The 14,234-nt window shown below is 38.4% G+C and carries 15 protein-coding genes; 5 read left to right on the top strand and 10 right to left on the bottom strand.

Annotated elements, in window-relative coordinates:
* Positions 1-213: 213 nt before the first annotated feature.
* Positions 214-1,278: a C45 family peptidase gene (locus NYE63_RS03570; RefSeq protein ID WP_342604102.1), complete on the bottom strand. Its 1,065-nt coding sequence runs from the start codon at positions 1,276-1,278 to the stop codon at positions 214-216.
* A gap of 346 nt (positions 1,279-1,624) precedes the next feature.
* A complete protein-coding gene (locus tag NYE63_RS03565) occupies positions 1,625-2,017 on the bottom strand; it encodes a DUF2283 domain-containing protein (RefSeq protein ID WP_342604101.1) in 393 nt (130 codons plus the stop codon).
* Between the two features lie 314 nt (positions 2,018-2,331).
* On the opposite strand from NYE63_RS03565, the gene NYE63_RS03560 reads away from it, so the two are divergent.
* Positions 2,332-2,784 carry a hypothetical protein gene (locus NYE63_RS03560; protein WP_342604100.1) on the top strand — a complete coding sequence of 151 codons (453 nt, stop codon included), beginning with the start codon at positions 2,332-2,334 and terminating at the stop codon, positions 2,782-2,784.
* A 230-nt stretch (positions 2,785-3,014) separates the two neighbouring features.
* The gene (locus tag NYE63_RS03555; RefSeq protein ID WP_342604099.1) at positions 3,015-4,406 is read left to right on the top strand and encodes a hypothetical protein; all 1,392 of its coding nucleotides are present in this window, start codon (positions 3,015-3,017) and stop codon (positions 4,404-4,406) included.
* A gap of 235 nt (positions 4,407-4,641) precedes the next feature.
* Here NYE63_RS03555 and NYE63_RS03550 read toward each other — a convergent pair whose 3' ends face one another.
* From NYE63_RS03550 to NYE63_RS03540, 3 genes are read right to left on the bottom strand one after another with little or no spacing between them, the layout of a single operon-like run.
* On the bottom strand, positions 4,642-5,430 hold the full coding sequence (locus NYE63_RS03550) for an ABC transporter permease subunit (protein ID WP_283900704.1): 789 nt from the start codon (positions 5,428-5,430) through the stop codon (positions 4,642-4,644).
* Entirely contained in the window at positions 5,427-6,332 is a 906-nt protein-coding gene (locus NYE63_RS03545; protein ID WP_342604098.1) for an ABC transporter ATP-binding protein, read from the bottom strand. Before NYE63_RS03545 ends, NYE63_RS03550 begins: the two co-directional genes overlap by 4 nt.
* A complete protein-coding gene (locus NYE63_RS03540; protein WP_034305547.1) occupies positions 6,329-6,568 on the bottom strand; it encodes a PLD nuclease N-terminal domain-containing protein in 240 nt (79 codons plus the stop codon). The genes NYE63_RS03545 and NYE63_RS03540 overlap by 4 nt, the downstream gene beginning before the upstream one ends.
* A 384-nt stretch (positions 6,569-6,952) precedes the next feature.
* Here NYE63_RS03540 and NYE63_RS03535 point away from each other — a divergent pair, with 384 nt between their 5' ends.
* Positions 6,953-7,498: a helix-turn-helix domain-containing protein gene (locus NYE63_RS03535; protein WP_342604097.1), complete on the top strand. Its 546-nt coding sequence runs from the start codon at positions 6,953-6,955 to the stop codon at positions 7,496-7,498.
* A gap of 198 nt (positions 7,499-7,696) precedes the next feature.
* On the opposite strand, the gene NYE63_RS03530 is transcribed toward NYE63_RS03535, so the two are convergent.
* Positions 7,697-8,257 carry a thioredoxin family protein gene (locus NYE63_RS03530; RefSeq protein WP_342604096.1) on the bottom strand — a complete coding sequence of 187 codons (561 nt, stop codon included), beginning with the start codon at positions 8,255-8,257 and terminating at the stop codon, positions 7,697-7,699.
* A 214-nt stretch (positions 8,258-8,471) separates the two neighbouring features.
* Here NYE63_RS03530 and NYE63_RS03525 point away from each other — a divergent pair, with 214 nt between their 5' ends.
* Positions 8,472-9,323 carry a GRP family sugar transporter gene (locus NYE63_RS03525; protein ID WP_342604095.1) on the top strand — a complete coding sequence of 284 codons (852 nt, stop codon included), beginning with the start codon at positions 8,472-8,474 and terminating at the stop codon, positions 9,321-9,323.
* 18 nt (positions 9,324-9,341) lie between these two features.
* Positions 9,342-10,127, top strand: a complete 786-nt coding sequence (locus NYE63_RS03520) for a glucose-1-dehydrogenase (protein WP_342604094.1) — start codon at positions 9,342-9,344, stop codon at positions 10,125-10,127.
* Positions 10,128-10,282: 155 nt separating this feature from the next.
* Here the strand turns inward: NYE63_RS03520 and NYE63_RS03515 are convergent, their stop codons facing one another.
* Genes NYE63_RS03515 through NYE63_RS03500 form a run of 4 tightly spaced genes read right to left on the bottom strand, consistent with a single transcriptional unit; the run spans position 10,283 to position 14,210 of the window.
* Complete coding sequence (locus NYE63_RS03515) at positions 10,283-11,635, bottom strand: LLM class flavin-dependent oxidoreductase (RefSeq protein ID WP_342604093.1); 1,353 nt, start codon at positions 11,633-11,635, stop codon at positions 10,283-10,285.
* Between the two features lie 16 nt (positions 11,636-11,651).
* Positions 11,652-12,503 carry a MetQ/NlpA family ABC transporter substrate-binding protein gene (locus NYE63_RS03510; RefSeq protein ID WP_342605670.1) on the bottom strand — a complete coding sequence of 284 codons (852 nt, stop codon included), beginning with the start codon at positions 12,501-12,503 and terminating at the stop codon, positions 11,652-11,654.
* Positions 12,504-12,538: 35 nt separating this feature from the next.
* Positions 12,539-13,189, bottom strand: coding sequence for a methionine ABC transporter permease (locus NYE63_RS03505; protein WP_063234758.1), 651 nt, complete (start codon positions 13,187-13,189; stop codon positions 12,539-12,541).
* A complete protein-coding gene (locus NYE63_RS03500) occupies positions 13,131-14,210 on the bottom strand; it encodes a methionine ABC transporter ATP-binding protein (RefSeq protein WP_283900694.1) in 1,080 nt (359 codons plus the stop codon). The genes NYE63_RS03505 and NYE63_RS03500 overlap by 59 nt, the downstream gene beginning before the upstream one ends.
* Positions 14,211-14,234 lie beyond the last annotated feature (24 nt).

The raw sequence follows: 14,234 nt of genomic DNA, 5'->3' as shown, positions 1-14,234 counted from the left end.
CATCCCCTTATTCATTGTACAATTACGGCACACAAGCAGACTTCCAGCTTCTTGTCCTCAATCCAAAATATGTTACTCTATCATATTATATTACTGGAAGATCCACTAATAAATAGTACCAGGATTCTTTTGCCTAAAATTAGAACAGCAAAAGCCCAATCCATGGATTGGGCCTGTTAACAACGTAAAGGGTTCAACTTTACTTAAATACGTTCAATTCCGAAACCAATTCGCTCCCTCATCCATGTGCACGAATGGAATATCCGTATCAATTACACCTTTGATTCGTTCTAACTCAACATCTTTTCCATCGAGCCATTTTGCAAAATCTATTGAAGTCGGCTCCTGGTTCCCTCCCAATGCAATCCAAGCTTTCATCTCCTTAGGTAAATAAGCGGATGTATGAATCGTTCCCGCCCAGCTGCTATATAAATCCGAGAAGACTCCTTGGTTGGTATCATTAAACAACCTATAAGCATCGTAGGCAGATGAAAGTCTCCCTTCATGATCTTGTATAATCTCCAATCGGCGTTTCGAATCAATAAGATGGTTACGGTTTTCATTTTTCATGATTTCAAAGTGATTGGTACAGGCATTTGAGGTGCGCACCTCTACATTTCTCGGAGAGGTTTCTACAATATAGGTACTACCGCTTTTATCATAGACGACGTAAGTGAACGAATGGCGATGTGGGATCTCCTTCAACATCGCGACCGCTTCCTGAACGTTCGCACAAGATTCAACAATCAGTCTGCCAATCATGCAACAAATGAAACCATCACCAGGGTTCTTGCGATTCATGAAGTTATAGCCTATCACCAACCCTTTTTCATTCATTCCATCCATCCGACCAGTCCCTCGCTGACTCGGGCCGATGCTTGAATACCCTTGATCGGTTGGCTGGAATAAGACATAGCGTCCTTCATAAGTCTTTGGGTGGTAATCATAATTGCGAATGAGATAATCATCGCCTGTCATGATGGAACAGCCCGACCGAACATAATCCAATCGGTATCCACCGAATTCTTGCAGCACGCGGTCAATTGGCCATTTCAGCGCTTCTTGCAACCCCAGTAATTCTTCCCAAACTCCAGGGGCGAATTGTGTAATTGCTTTCTTGACCTCTTCTTCTTCAACCGTAAACCGCGGCTGCCTAATCTTCCACTGATCTTCACGATTTTTTACTGTTAGAGAATCTTTTAATTCCTCCCCTTGCATGTATCCAAACTCATAATGTGTACCCCGAAATTGTATGACATCACTATATATTTGCTTCACCGCTTATCCCTCATTTACAGTAGTTGCTATTCAAATTAAGGATACTTGAAGTATTGTTGAAAATAAAGAAGATAAACCTTTTAATTTATGAAGCAATTCACTTGGTCCTGTTCTGCTCCCCGTTGTTTTCCGGGTCTTAATCCTTCTAATTCAACAATAGAATCTTCTTCAGATTCTGCCTGAAATCTTTGATGAGTTTACAGAACTAATCAATAAAATAAACAGACTCAAAATACTAAGAAGTTGGAAGCAAAACTTCCAGTTATTAATTAACATTTTTAACTTTTTCTATCAGAATTTCATGTGAAATTAATGTATTAAGCTCAATATTTATTGTCTTTTAGAATTATTCTGTAATGAATTTCAAAGATTCCTCATTGTACTTCTTTATATCAACTACATCAAAGCCCACAAATTCTTGATAATCATTGTCCGCGAAACAAAAGTCAATTCCTTTAAAGCTGAACTTACTTTTTATATCTTTTTCCGTTAAGCGGAATGAAAATCCCTCTCCATTTTCCTTATAAATTTTCCTGCGTCCAGCTATTTTAGACAACTTTGATGTTACTGGACCAAAAAACTCTATCCCTACTATTCTACCTTCTTCATCAATATCTAACTCTAAATATTCATTTACTTCTAATTCAATAGTAGACACTATCTTATACTTTACTGATGAGGGTAAAGTATATAAATATGCTAACTTTGCTTCTTTATCATATGTAATCCTAGATTTCATTTTATCCCTACTTCTATTGATTTAGGTTAAAAACTACCTTTTGTTACTGCAATATATACTAGTACTTGTGAAATTCCTCTTTCATAAGTTCAGCTAGATGGGGGGGTGAGACCTCTTATCCCGAAAAAAGAGAAACGGACGGTTTTAAAGGTTAGCTGCATTGATTATCAATACAAGGCGCCCTTCTCATTCGATATCTTCATAAGTAAGGAAATTAAACGATTTTTTTGTGTTATATTAGTTTTAATTTTAGTTTTCAAATTAGTTAAATTATAACGTGTGAGGGTCAACGATTTATATAAGGAGGAAGAGGTTTGAAAAAATATTTAAGCGTTATGATAGCTTTATTATTTACAACGGGGTTGGCTGCATGTTCTGAAAAACCCGAAAAGTCATCTACTCAAGAACCGAAAGAGGTCACTGTTGATGATGTAATCAATACTTTCCAAGAGGAAGGTTTAGATGCTGAAGAACCACGAAAAATGACTAAAGATGATTATGGACTGGCCCCAATGAAAGCTGAAGAAGCAAAAATTGTTTTATTACCTTCTGTGTGTGAGGACTGCGGAGGTAGGATATTTTCTTTTGATAATGAAGAGGATTTACAACAAACAAAAGCCTATTATGATGAAATGGGTAAGGAAAGTGCAATACTCTTTTCTTGGACACTAAAAAAAGACAATATTTTAGTTCAATTAAATGGAGATTTACCTGAAGAAAAATATAATGAATACAAAAAAGCTCTAGAAAGTACTAAAGCTAAATAACTTAGTTTTATCCTTTTCAAAAATCCCCTTCTTTTATCAATTCGTTTATGAGGTTGTTGCGTACCTTCTTCATTTCGAATCACTTTTTCTGATAATGTAGTCTTCTTGATCTTGTTATTTACCTCAAAAGTGAAAATAAAGAAGATAAGCAGTTAAATTTTTGAAACAACTCACCACCCCATACCTCCCTCATAATCTGTAACTAGGCACATTTATGAGGGGGACGGATCATGGAGATGGAATTAACGGCACTCCATTGGATTTATGTTGTATTTATTGCATTGATAATCGGGTTTATGGTAAAACGTCGTGATACTACCCTCATCTGTATAATTGGTATTTTCCTTTTGGCTTTAGTGGCTACAGGCAGTTTAGCGTCCTCCATAAGTGGGATATTCAACAGCTTCATTTTCGCAATCACGGAATTAATGTCCACGATTTTAATCATTTCAATCATCGTTGCCATGAGCACGGTTTTAACGAAGTCCGGCATTAATGATGTCATGATTGCACCGTTTGCGAAATTCATTAAAAACCCTACACTTGCCTTTTGGGTAATTGGAATCGTAATGATGGTGATATCCTGGTTTTTCTGGCCATCACCTGCCGTTGCCTTACTTGGGGCTGTTCTGCTTCCCGTTGCATTAAGGGCTGGTTTACCTGCCCTCGGCGTGGCGATGGCGATGAACCTTTTTGGTCACGGAATAGCATTATCAGGGGATTTCATCATTCAGGCTGCCCCTAAACTAACGGGTGATGCCGCTTCCATACCAGTCGGTGATGTCATCGCTGCAAGCATCCCCCTTGTCATTACAATGGGGGTCGTCACCACCCTCTCCGCCTTTATCCTTTTAAAGCGGGATATGAAGCTTGGAAGAATCAAGGCGGCGGATAATGAGGGAATCGTCCAAGATCAAACAATCAGTGAAGATCTGCTCACACTGGGACAAAAGAAGTTTTTTGCCGTTTTCATTCCGATCGCCTTTCTGTTGGATGTTGTGGCATTGTCGATTTTGAAGTTGCAAGGCGGAGATGCAACAGCCTTGGTTGGCGGTACAGCCGTTTTCATTTTGCTGATTTTATCCCTTGTCGCACATAAACAACAAGGACTTGAAAAATCAACGGCCTATTTGATTCAAGGTTTTCAATTTGGCTTCAAAGTATTCGGACCCGTCATCCCAATCGCTGCATTCTTCTATTTAGGTGATTCTGGATTCAATCAGATCATCGGTGACTACTTACCAAAAACGTCACTCGGCATCGTCAATGATCTCGGTGCCGCCTTAGCGGTCTCCGTTCCTTTAACGAAAGAAATAGCTGCCGTCACATTAACCGGCATCGGTGCCATCACTGGCTTGGATGGATCGGGCTTCTCAGGCATTTCTTTAGCGGGATCTGTCGCCAAACTTTTTGGCACGGCAATCGGAAGCGGAACCGCCACCTTGACTGCACTCGGGCAAATAACAGCGATTTGGGTTGGCGGAGGTACCTTGATTCCATGGGCACTGATACCAGCCGCTGCAATATGTAACGTCAGTCCCTTTGAACTTGCCCGCCGGAATCTGCTGCCGGTATCCATTGGTTTAGCAGTGACTACGATAGTCGCGATGTTTCTCATTTAATCGATCAGCATCGATGTTTATCGACTCTAAAGCACCGAACGGCATCTCAATTTCCACTCCAATATTTAAAAAGGACTGAGTAAAAAATCAGTCCTTTTTCATTTTTAAATAAAAATCGTTGTCATGCTAATCCGGCAATGCAATCGTCGATATAACTGTAGATTTCGTCGATATATTCCTATTTTCGGAGATATAACTGTAGACTTCGTCGATATATTTTTCCTTCATCCCCAATTTACTCGTTATTGAATTTCTTTTTTGAAATCCATATGTTCGTTACCAATATCGTTACTGCCGTCAACGCAAGTGCAGCTATTGCACCCCAAATCGCCTGTGAATTGACTGTGCCTAAAATCAGTACTTCCATGGCATGTTTACTCATGCTTGCCGGATTCACATTGTCTATAACCGGACTTAACCCAACTATGATTCTACAGCCGAGGAGAAATACTATCGAAATTAATGCAATAATACCCTGACTATTAAAAATGGTACTGATCATCGTCGTGAATGAAACGATAAATAGGATCCACAGCAGATAGAATAGTAAAGCCAATACTAAATCCGCAAAATCAACACTCGTAAACAAAAAAACTACATACAGATATGAAACCACATATCCTATCGCTACACTGCAGGCAACAAAAAGATAATTGGAAATGATTTTCCCGCTTATATAAGATCCAACCGTCACGGGCCTTGTAAGAATGAAAGCCAGCATACCATTTGCTTTATCGGATTGTACGACCCCCATCATGGAAACGATGATGATCATGACCCCTAGCTGATCGAATTGAGACCCTAAGGTACTAGCAAGAACTTCGCCGCCTTTTTGGGCAGCCATGCTTGGATCAATGGTGATCCCTTGGCCCCCGCCAAGTGCTTCTAATATCGAAGGTAAATAATAGCTTACGACTGGTTGAGTTATTCCTAAAAATATAAAAACAAGCGGCAGCCAGATCACTTTATATTCACGTAACATCTGAACAAATTCCTTTTTAGCTAAAACGGCAAAATTATTCATTTTCCCACCACCAATTTTAAGAATATCTCTTCCAATGTATCGTTATCTATTTCGAACCTTACAAGATCAACATTATGCTCCAAAGCATTTGCCAGTAACATATTCTTGTTTGACTCAATATTTTCCACTTCTATCTTCAATTTATTCCCCATTACCTCTACACCTTTGACAAAGTTCAAGCTTTTAACGTTTTCAATCCATTTTTGACTTTTAGAGGTTATGTCGACATTGATTTTATTTCCGCTATTCCTGTTTAATAATTCAGACATTGTTGTGTCCTCTATTTTTTCACCACTTTTTATTATGACAAACCTCTCACATATTTCTTCTGCATCGCTTAATATATGCGTCGATAATAAAATTGTCGTATCTTTCTTTATCTCTTTTATGATATTCAACACTTCTCTCCGGCCGATTGGATCCAATGCCGAGACCGGTTCATCCATGACAATCAATGCCGGTTTATGTAACAGTGCCTGTGCAATTCCAAGCCTTTGTTTCATTCCGCCTGAAAAAGTCCGCACCTTGGAATTCTCTTCCCCGCTCAACCCCACTTTCGACAAAATCTCTGGAATGCCGCTTAATAATTCTTCCCTCTTGATACCCGAGAGCTGGCCCATGAAAGTGAGGGTTTCCTTGGCAGTCATCCATTGAAAGAAGTTAGGGTATTGTGGTAAGTAGCCTATCTCCTTTTTCATTTTTGAAATTTTCTTACCATCAAGCAATACTTCTCCCATACTTGGATCTATAATATCTGCAATCACTTTTATTAGTGTCGATTTACCAGCCCCATTTGGCCCTATCAATCCAACACATTCCCCTGATTGCAGTTCCATTGAAAAATTATTGACCGCTGTTTTTTCTTTGAATTTTTTTGTAACATTTTTAATCTCTAATTTCATATTCTCTCACTGTCCTTTCTACCAATAACGAAGTACAGAATTGGACCGATAGTATTTGCAAAAATAATGATAAGTGTCCACAATAAAACATTTTTCCTCGTTTTTCGATTTCTGTATAAATCAATTAATGCTATAAGGACTAAAATCATTCCAATAGCAATTACCGGTAAAATAATCGGCAGAATAGACATGAAATCAATATCTTTCAATTCGTTCCATCCATAATGCAATTCCATATATACCACTCCTTTGAAAACAAAATGTTATTATCATTATCGATAACGATAACATGTAAAATGGAATTTTGCACCTATTTTTTTTTATAAAATATTGTTTTAATTTTTATTGTTATTTATAATGATAATATTATCAAAATGAATAATAATAAAAATATAGTGTTATTTATTTAATTTTATTTCATGAAGCTGTTATTTTTTCCACTTATTTGAAAATGCTTATTATTTACTTCGAAAAAATATTTCTGTAATATTATTTTTCGAACCGTTTCATTTTTATTTAAATGAAAATGATTCAAACATTACCATATATGATGAATTAAACTTATTATTCATGACCAACATTAAAATTGATTAAAGAATTTCCAATGTGAGGAGAATAAGATGATTAATAAAGCTGAAATTTTAATGCACCCTGTAAGAATAAAGATTTCCCAAGCTTTAATGCGAAACAGGGAAAATGGTTTAACACCATTAGAAATGTTAAAAATCATTAAAGATGTACCCCAAGCAACATTATATAGACATATACAGGTTTTGTTGGATTCAGGGGTCATTCGCATTGTAAAAGAGAAAAAAGTGAGATCCGTTTCCGAAAAATACTATGTTTTAAATGAAGAAGAAGCACGACTTAGCGGAGAAGAATGGAAAAAATCTTCTAATGAGAAAAAGGTGAACTATTTTTCTTATTATCAATTATCCCTTATGACTCAATATCAAAACTATCTTACTAAATTAGAAGAAAGAGACTGCGCGGAAGATGGTTCAACCTTTTCCCTTTTAGAGCTAAGGCTTGATGATGAAAGCTTTATTAACTTCCAAAATGAATTGAACGATTTAATGGTAAAATACTACAAAGCTACGAATCAAAGTGCTAAACAAGACTCTCCTATTCGAACAATCGGCGTTACAATTATTCCAGAATCTTAAAAAATGAAAAGGCTGTTCCAAAACCATGGACTCAAGAACCGTGAATAATATAGAAAAAACTGTTAGGAAACATATCTGTATATTCACCAGCCAAAATGATTCCAGTCTCCGTTTTGAAACAGCGCTTCATTATGGAAGAAATTCCAAAAGGGGCTTACCACCCGTTTTTGGACAGGTCAAAAACGGATATACCCGCTGTCAGCAGCTCGCCAATGCTTCCTTGATACTGCTGTATACTTCGTCCCACAGGTGTTTTTCTTCAGCAAAAGCCGCAGTTATCTTTTTAATAACTGCTTTTTGCTCTGCCTCGAAACGTTCATCATCCTTGGCCGGCAGGTCAGACCTTAACTCCATTACGTATTCTTGTACCTTTGGTGCACGAGGTCCCCAAACAGCTTTTTCTTCACCATTGTTATCAATGAATATAAAAATGGGAATCGAACGCGCTGTTCCATTCGTTAAGTATTGATCCATCAGTTCAAGATTTTGATCTCGTAAAACCATGCGAGTTTCAATATTTGCCGCTTCAGATATATTCAGCAGTATTGGAATGTTCATCATTGCGTCTCCGCACCAGTCTTCAGTAATGACAATGGCTCGAAGTTCCTTCGTCTTTAATTCATCAAAAAAAACTTGGTCCTCTGCAGAAATGGAAAAACCCTCTTGGATTGATTGTAAGTTTTCTTTATGAACCTTCATCGAAGATACAAATTCTTTAGCAGGAATCCCCTTTTCAAACCATTCATTCAGTGTCGTCATACTATTTCTCCTAACTATTTTTAAATTAAAAGTACCATAAACCACTTATTATTTCATTGTTTCCACACTGAAAAATAAAATGACAAATTGGTAAATTAAAACCATGTTTTTCTTTCCCGTGGAAAGGGAAAACTCTAAATACATTCAATAGCTTGCTAACTACCTATTTTATATTCAATAAAACATTGTTTTTTAGTTTAGGAGATGAAATTTTGTGGAAGGTTTTCTCTTTGCGCTACTCCCTGCATTGACATGGGGCAGCTTAGTGCTTGTTTCCGAAAAACTCGGGGGTAACTCATATAATCAAACACTTGGCATTACAATCGGTTCATTACTGTTCGCCATCATGATGTCTTTCATCAATCCGCCGGAATGGAGCAGTCTAGTGTGGATTGTCGGCATCATTTCCGGGATAGGCTGGGCATTCGGGCAGTTATTTCAATTCAATAGCGTCAAGGAAATCGGTGTATCGAAAACCGTTCCAATTTCAACAGGATTGCAAATTCTAGGAAATACATTTTTTGCGGTAATCATTTTCAGGGAATGGAATGACAAGATTACAATCATCATCGGCATTGTGGCAATAGTCTGTTTGATTACAGGTGTCTTGCTGACGAGCTACGGCGATGGTGATAACAAAAAAGAAGGAAGCATGAAAAAAGGGTTTTTTTACCTTGCCATTTCAACAGTGGGTTATGTTACATATGTCATTGTTGTCAGATGGAATGAAGTGGACGGATGGTCGGCGATCCTGCCGCAAGCAATTGGCATGTTCCTAGCTGCCCTGCTCCTATCCATCAAACATAAACCGTTTAATGAATATGCTAGGCGTAATATTCTAACCGGAATGATGTGGGCAGTCGGTAATATCGGCCTCCTGCTCGCTAATCCTAAAGTGGGCGTTGCCATCGCATTTTCATTTTCCCAAATGGGAATCGTCATTTCCACTTTAGGCGGCATCTTTCTTTTAGGAGAGAAAAAATCCAAAAAGCAATTGGCCTTCGTCATCATCGGGTGTGTACTCGTAATTGCTGGCGGAATCATGATCGGCTTTACAAAAGAATAGTCAAAGGGGAGATAAATGATGTATGACGATTTAGAGAAAAAAGTGGTAGTGATCACTGGGGCGGCAAAAGGGTTAGGAAAAGCCATGGCCGAAAGGTTCGGTAAAGAAAAAGCACATGTCGTATTAAATTATCACACTGAAAATAGCGACCATAAGGAAATCATCAAAACGGTTGAAGCTTCAGGCGGGAAAGCCGCAGCCATTCAAGGCGACGTTTCAAAGGAAGCGGATGTGAAGAAATTGCTTTCATTCGCTGTGGACACCTTTGGTACAATTGACATCATGATCAACAATGCTGGCATTGAAAATGAAGTGCCCAGCGAAAAATTGACTCTTGAAGATTGGCAGAAAGTCATCGATGTAAATCTAACGGGGATGTTCCTGGCAAGCAGGGAGGCAATCAGTTATATGCTCGATCATGGTATTAAGGGCAATATCATTAACATGTCTTCCGTTCATGACCGGATACCTTGGCCTCATTTTGTCCACTATGCAGCAAGTAAGGGCGGGGTGAAGATGATGACGGAAACCCTTGCACTTGAATATGCTCCTAAAGGGATTCGCATTAATAATATTTCACCTGGGGCAATCGACACACCCATCAATGCCGAGAAGTTCAATGACCCAAAAGCTAAACAAGAAGTCATCGACTTAATTCCAATGGGATATATCGGTAAACCGGAACAAATTGCCGCTTGTGCTGCTTGGCTAGCCTCAGCTGAATCGAGCTACGTAACGGGAATGACCTTATACGCTGATGGCGGAATGACCAAATATCCAGGATTCCAAGCAGGAAAAGGTTGAACTTTACTTAGCTTATTAGCAAGAAACATTTATGTATATGGATAGGAGAAAAGAATTTGAGGGACTGGGGATTTCTCCTTAGTCTCTCTTTTCTTTGTCCTCACCATATATATGACCTTATTTGAATAGATTCTAATGAAAATGCTAGATATCCCTTATTCGAAATAATTTGCTATTTCTTCATTAGCAAAGCGATTTTTTGGATTCTTTAATCCAAGGTGATCACGGAGAGTGTCTCCTTCATAGTCCAAACGGAACAAACCCCTCTCTTGTAAAATTGGAACAACCTTCTCGACGAAATCCTCTAAGTCGCCTGGTAACAGTGGAAATTGAAGCATAAAGCCATCTGCAGCTTTTTCAGTAAACCATACCTCCATTTCATCAGCTACTTGAGTTGGTGTACCGACAAATCTATCTCGTCTGGCAGGACTGAAAAATCTCGCATATAATTCACCCACTTTTATGTCTTCTTCACCAATAATTTTCTTCATTTCATTAAAGTTACTTTGTATGCTATTTACTGATGGAAATTCAACATCCTTCGCTGGTGTATTTAAAGAATATTTTGAAAAATCTACGTTGCCCATATAACCAGAAACGAATTTCAAACTCTCATAAGGGTCGACGAGACTTTGGAGTTTATTGTATTTTTGAATGGCTATTTCCTCGGTTTCACCGATAATAGGGGAAATGCCGTGAAGGATGTGGAGCTCTTCCACACTTCTTCCAAAATCCATTAAAGACGATTTTAATTCTTGATAATATCGTTTGGATTCTTCAATGTTATCCCAATGTGTGAAAACGACTTCGGCTGTTCGAGCGGCTAATCGCTGCCCTGGTATTGACGCACCCGCTTGAATGATAACCGGCTGCCCCTGCGCCGAACGTGCAATATTCAACGGACCTTTTACTGAAAAATAGTTGCCTTTATACCGAAGCTCATGCACTTTATCAGGATTAAAAAATTGTCCAGTTTCTTTGTTATGCACAAACGCATCATCTTCCCACGAATCCCATAACCCTTGGACAACGTCGAGGAACTCCTCCGCTCGTTCATAACGATGATCGTGTGCCCAATGTTTATCACGACTGAAATTCAAGGCCGTCTCTCCGGTCGCATCAGCTGTAGTAACAACATTCCATCCCACCCGTCCGCCGCTTATATGATCAACAGAAGCAAATTGGCGAGCGAGTACATATGGTTCACTGTACGTTGTAGAAGCTGTCGCCCCAATGCCGATTTTTTCTGTCGCTGCAGCTAATGCTGTAATTAGTACAATCGGATCAAATCGATTTAGTATTTGAGGATGCGATTCATGATTAATGGCCAAACTATCTGCCACAAAGGCAAGGTCAAATTTCCCTTTTTCCGCAATTTTTGAGAGTCTTTGCAAAGCTTTCACATCAATACTTGCATTCGGATTTGATGCCGGATGCCGCCACGACGCAACATGCATACCTGTTCCAATCAGATAAGCAGCTAACTTCATCTTTCTGTCTTGAGCCATTCTAACCTCTCCTTCCTTATTTATTAGAATATATCTCTTTATAACTGCTCAATTCTTTCAAGGAAATGAATGTTGGAATATAGTTTCCATTGTAAGTTTCTTCAATAAATTTAGCCGTTTTCTCTGATTGATAGAGATCAACTAATTTTCGGTAAATTTCATTGTCTTGATCTTCACTCCTAGCCGCTATGATATTAATATAAGGCTTTGCAGTACTACTTTCATAAATAAGAGCATCTTTTAAATTTAGTCCCGCTTCTACCGCAACTCCATTATTAATCACCGAACCAGCTGTATCTTCCATCACACGTGGGGCACTGGCACCATCGACAGGAACAATTTTGATTTTCTTCGGATTTTCCTTTATTTTGTCCTGTCCACCATTCCCGTCAAAGTCATCAACAACCTTTAAGAGTTTTGCTTCTTGTAATAACAATAAAGCTCTTCCCCAGTTAGCTTGGTCATTGGGCACAGCAATTTGTGCACCATTTGGGATCTCTTCCACCGATTTATATTTGCTTGAATACAAACCGAGAGGAGCAATAATTGTAGTCCCAATTGGAACGATGTCTGTATTATTATTCGCATTAAATGAATCTAAATAGGCAACATGTTGAAAGGCGTTGATATCAATATCCCCTTCTGCCAGCGCTTCGTTCGGATCATAAGCCGATGAGAAATTAACAATTTCAATTTCCACCCCTTCTTTTTCAGCCTGTTCCTTTAAAAATTCCCATGTTCGAAGTTCAGAATTTCTAATCCCTACCTTCACTTTCGTTTGTTTCCCTCCTGCATTCGTTGAATCACTTGAGCAACCTGCCAATAACACCCCCAAGATAAGCAGTATAGGTAAAATACATTTCTTCATCATTCATTACACTCTCCCTCTGTATACTACCGCAACTACACTCTTCTAATTTTCCGTTCGAAAATATTTCCTAAACTTTGTACTCCCTGAACAACAATTACTAGAATTACAACGGTGACGAATATCGTAATAGTGCTAAAGCGTTGATAGCCATATGTTATCGCTACATCTCCAAGTCCACCGCCACCTATAGCTCCTGCCATTGCTGTAGCGCCCACTAAACCAATTGTTGCAGTTGTTATACTTAGAATTAATGACGCAAAAGCTTCAGGCATTAAAAACCTGAAAATAATTTGTAACGGCGTTGCTCCCATGGCTTTCGCGGCTTCAATAATGCCTTCATCCACTTCCAATAATGAATTCTCCACAAGTCTTGAGATATATGGGCCAATATGAAGCACTAGTGGCACAATTGCTGCTGTCGTACCAATCGACGTACCAACAATTAGTCTTGTAAATGGAATAATCGCCACAAGCAAGATAATAAACGGAATCGACCGGAAAATGTTTACAATCGGATTCACTATAGAAAAAATAAATCTATTTTCATAAATATGACCTTTTCTTGTTACAACCAATAAAATGCCTAAGAATATTCCAATGATGCTTCCAAAAAAAAGTGAAATACTAACCATGTACAGCGTTTCCCACAAGGCGTTTAAAATGAGCTCTTGGCTTACTTCCATCCTTCGTCACCTCCTTCACTTTGACATTTTGATTCTTTATAAACTGTAATGCCCGATCAATTTCATCTTCATTTCCTATTATTTCAACAATTAAATTACCAAATGGGATGCCTTGTAACTCAGTAATATTGCCGAACAGAACGTTTATTTCCACATTAAACCTCTTCGCTGTTTTTGAAACGATAGGCTGCCCAGAGCTCAATCCCAAAAAATCAATTTTAAAAATCCGGCTGAAATAGGCATCCTCATTGAGCAATCCATAAACACTTGATGGCACTTCATCGCGAACAACCGATCGAATGAAGTTACGAGTTGTTTCTGTTCGCGGACGGGCAAAAATATCGATTACATTTCCTGATTCAATCACGCTCCCATCCTCCATCACTGCAACCCGATTACAAATTTCTTTAATCACTTCCATTTCGTGCGTGATAATTAGAATGGTAATTTTATATTCTTCATTTATCCGTTTCAACAGATTCAGGATTGATTTTGTTGTTTGTGGATCCAATGCCGATGTTGCTTCATCACATAATAAAATCGAAGGGTTTGTGGCCAAAGCACGGGCAATCCCGACACGCTGCTTTTGTCCACCTGAAAGCTGATTTGGATAGTTCATTGCTTTGTCTTCTAGACCAACAAAGCGGAGAATCTCATTAACTCGTTCTTCAATCTCTTTTTTCTTTTTTTTACTTAACAATAATGGCATCGCCACATTATCAAAGACTGTTTTGGAATTAAGTAAATTAAAATGCTGAAAAATCATGCCAATATTTTTCTTAGCTTCACGCAAATCTTTTTCAGACATCTTGGCAAGATTTTTTCCTTCTACAATCACTTCACCTGATGTAGGATATTCCAGTAGATTCACAGTTCGGATGAGTGTACTTTTTCCGGCTCCACTAAAACCGATAACCCCAAATATATCCCCTTTTTCAACGGTTATATTAATCTCCTTTAACGCTTCAATTTTCTTCTCCCCGTCATCAAAAACTTTTGAAACCCGACGAAATTCTATCAAAGTGGCCACCTCCTCTTTTTAATT

It is taken from the genome of Peribacillus sp. FSL E2-0159 (genome assembly GCF_038643155.1).
Lineage (GTDB): Bacteria > Bacillota > Bacilli > Bacillales > DSM-1321 > Peribacillus > Peribacillus simplex.
Note: the sequence above shows the minus strand (reverse complement) of the source record. Positions and strands in the feature narration are given on the sequence as shown.

Coding starts and splice junctions, on each gene's coding strand:
- NYE63_RS03555 (WP_342604099.1), top strand. CDS start 3,015: ATGGAGATGGAATTAACGGCACTCCATTGGATTTATGTTGTATTTATT.
- NYE63_RS03515 (WP_342604093.1), bottom strand. CDS start 11,635: ATGGCTCAAGACAGAAAGATGAAGTTAGCTGCTTATCTGATTGGAACA.
- NYE63_RS03510 (WP_342605670.1), bottom strand. CDS start 12,503: ATGAAGAAATGTATTTTACCTATACTGCTTATCTTGGGGGTGTTATTG.
- NYE63_RS03535 (WP_342604097.1), top strand. CDS start 6,953: ATGATTAATAAAGCTGAAATTTTAATGCACCCTGTAAGAATAAAGATT.
- NYE63_RS03530 (WP_342604096.1), bottom strand. CDS start 8,257: ATGACGACACTGAATGAATGGTTTGAAAAGGGGATTCCTGCTAAAGAA.
- NYE63_RS03545 (WP_342604098.1), bottom strand. CDS start 6,332: ATGAAATTAGAGATTAAAAATGTTACAAAAAAATTCAAAGAAAAAACA.
- NYE63_RS03505 (WP_063234758.1), bottom strand. CDS start 13,189: ATGGAAGTAAGCCAAGAGCTCATTTTAAACGCCTTGTGGGAAACGCTG.
- NYE63_RS03565 (WP_342604101.1), bottom strand. CDS start 2,017: ATGAAATCTAGGATTACATATGATAAAGAAGCAAAGTTAGCATATTTA.
- NYE63_RS03540 (WP_034305547.1), bottom strand. CDS start 6,568: ATGGAATTGCATTATGGATGGAACGAATTGAAAGATATTGATTTCATG.
- NYE63_RS03550 (WP_283900704.1), bottom strand. CDS start 5,430: ATGAATAATTTTGCCGTTTTAGCTAAAAAGGAATTTGTTCAGATGTTA.
- NYE63_RS03520 (WP_342604094.1), top strand. CDS start 9,342: ATGTATGACGATTTAGAGAAAAAAGTGGTAGTGATCACTGGGGCGGCA.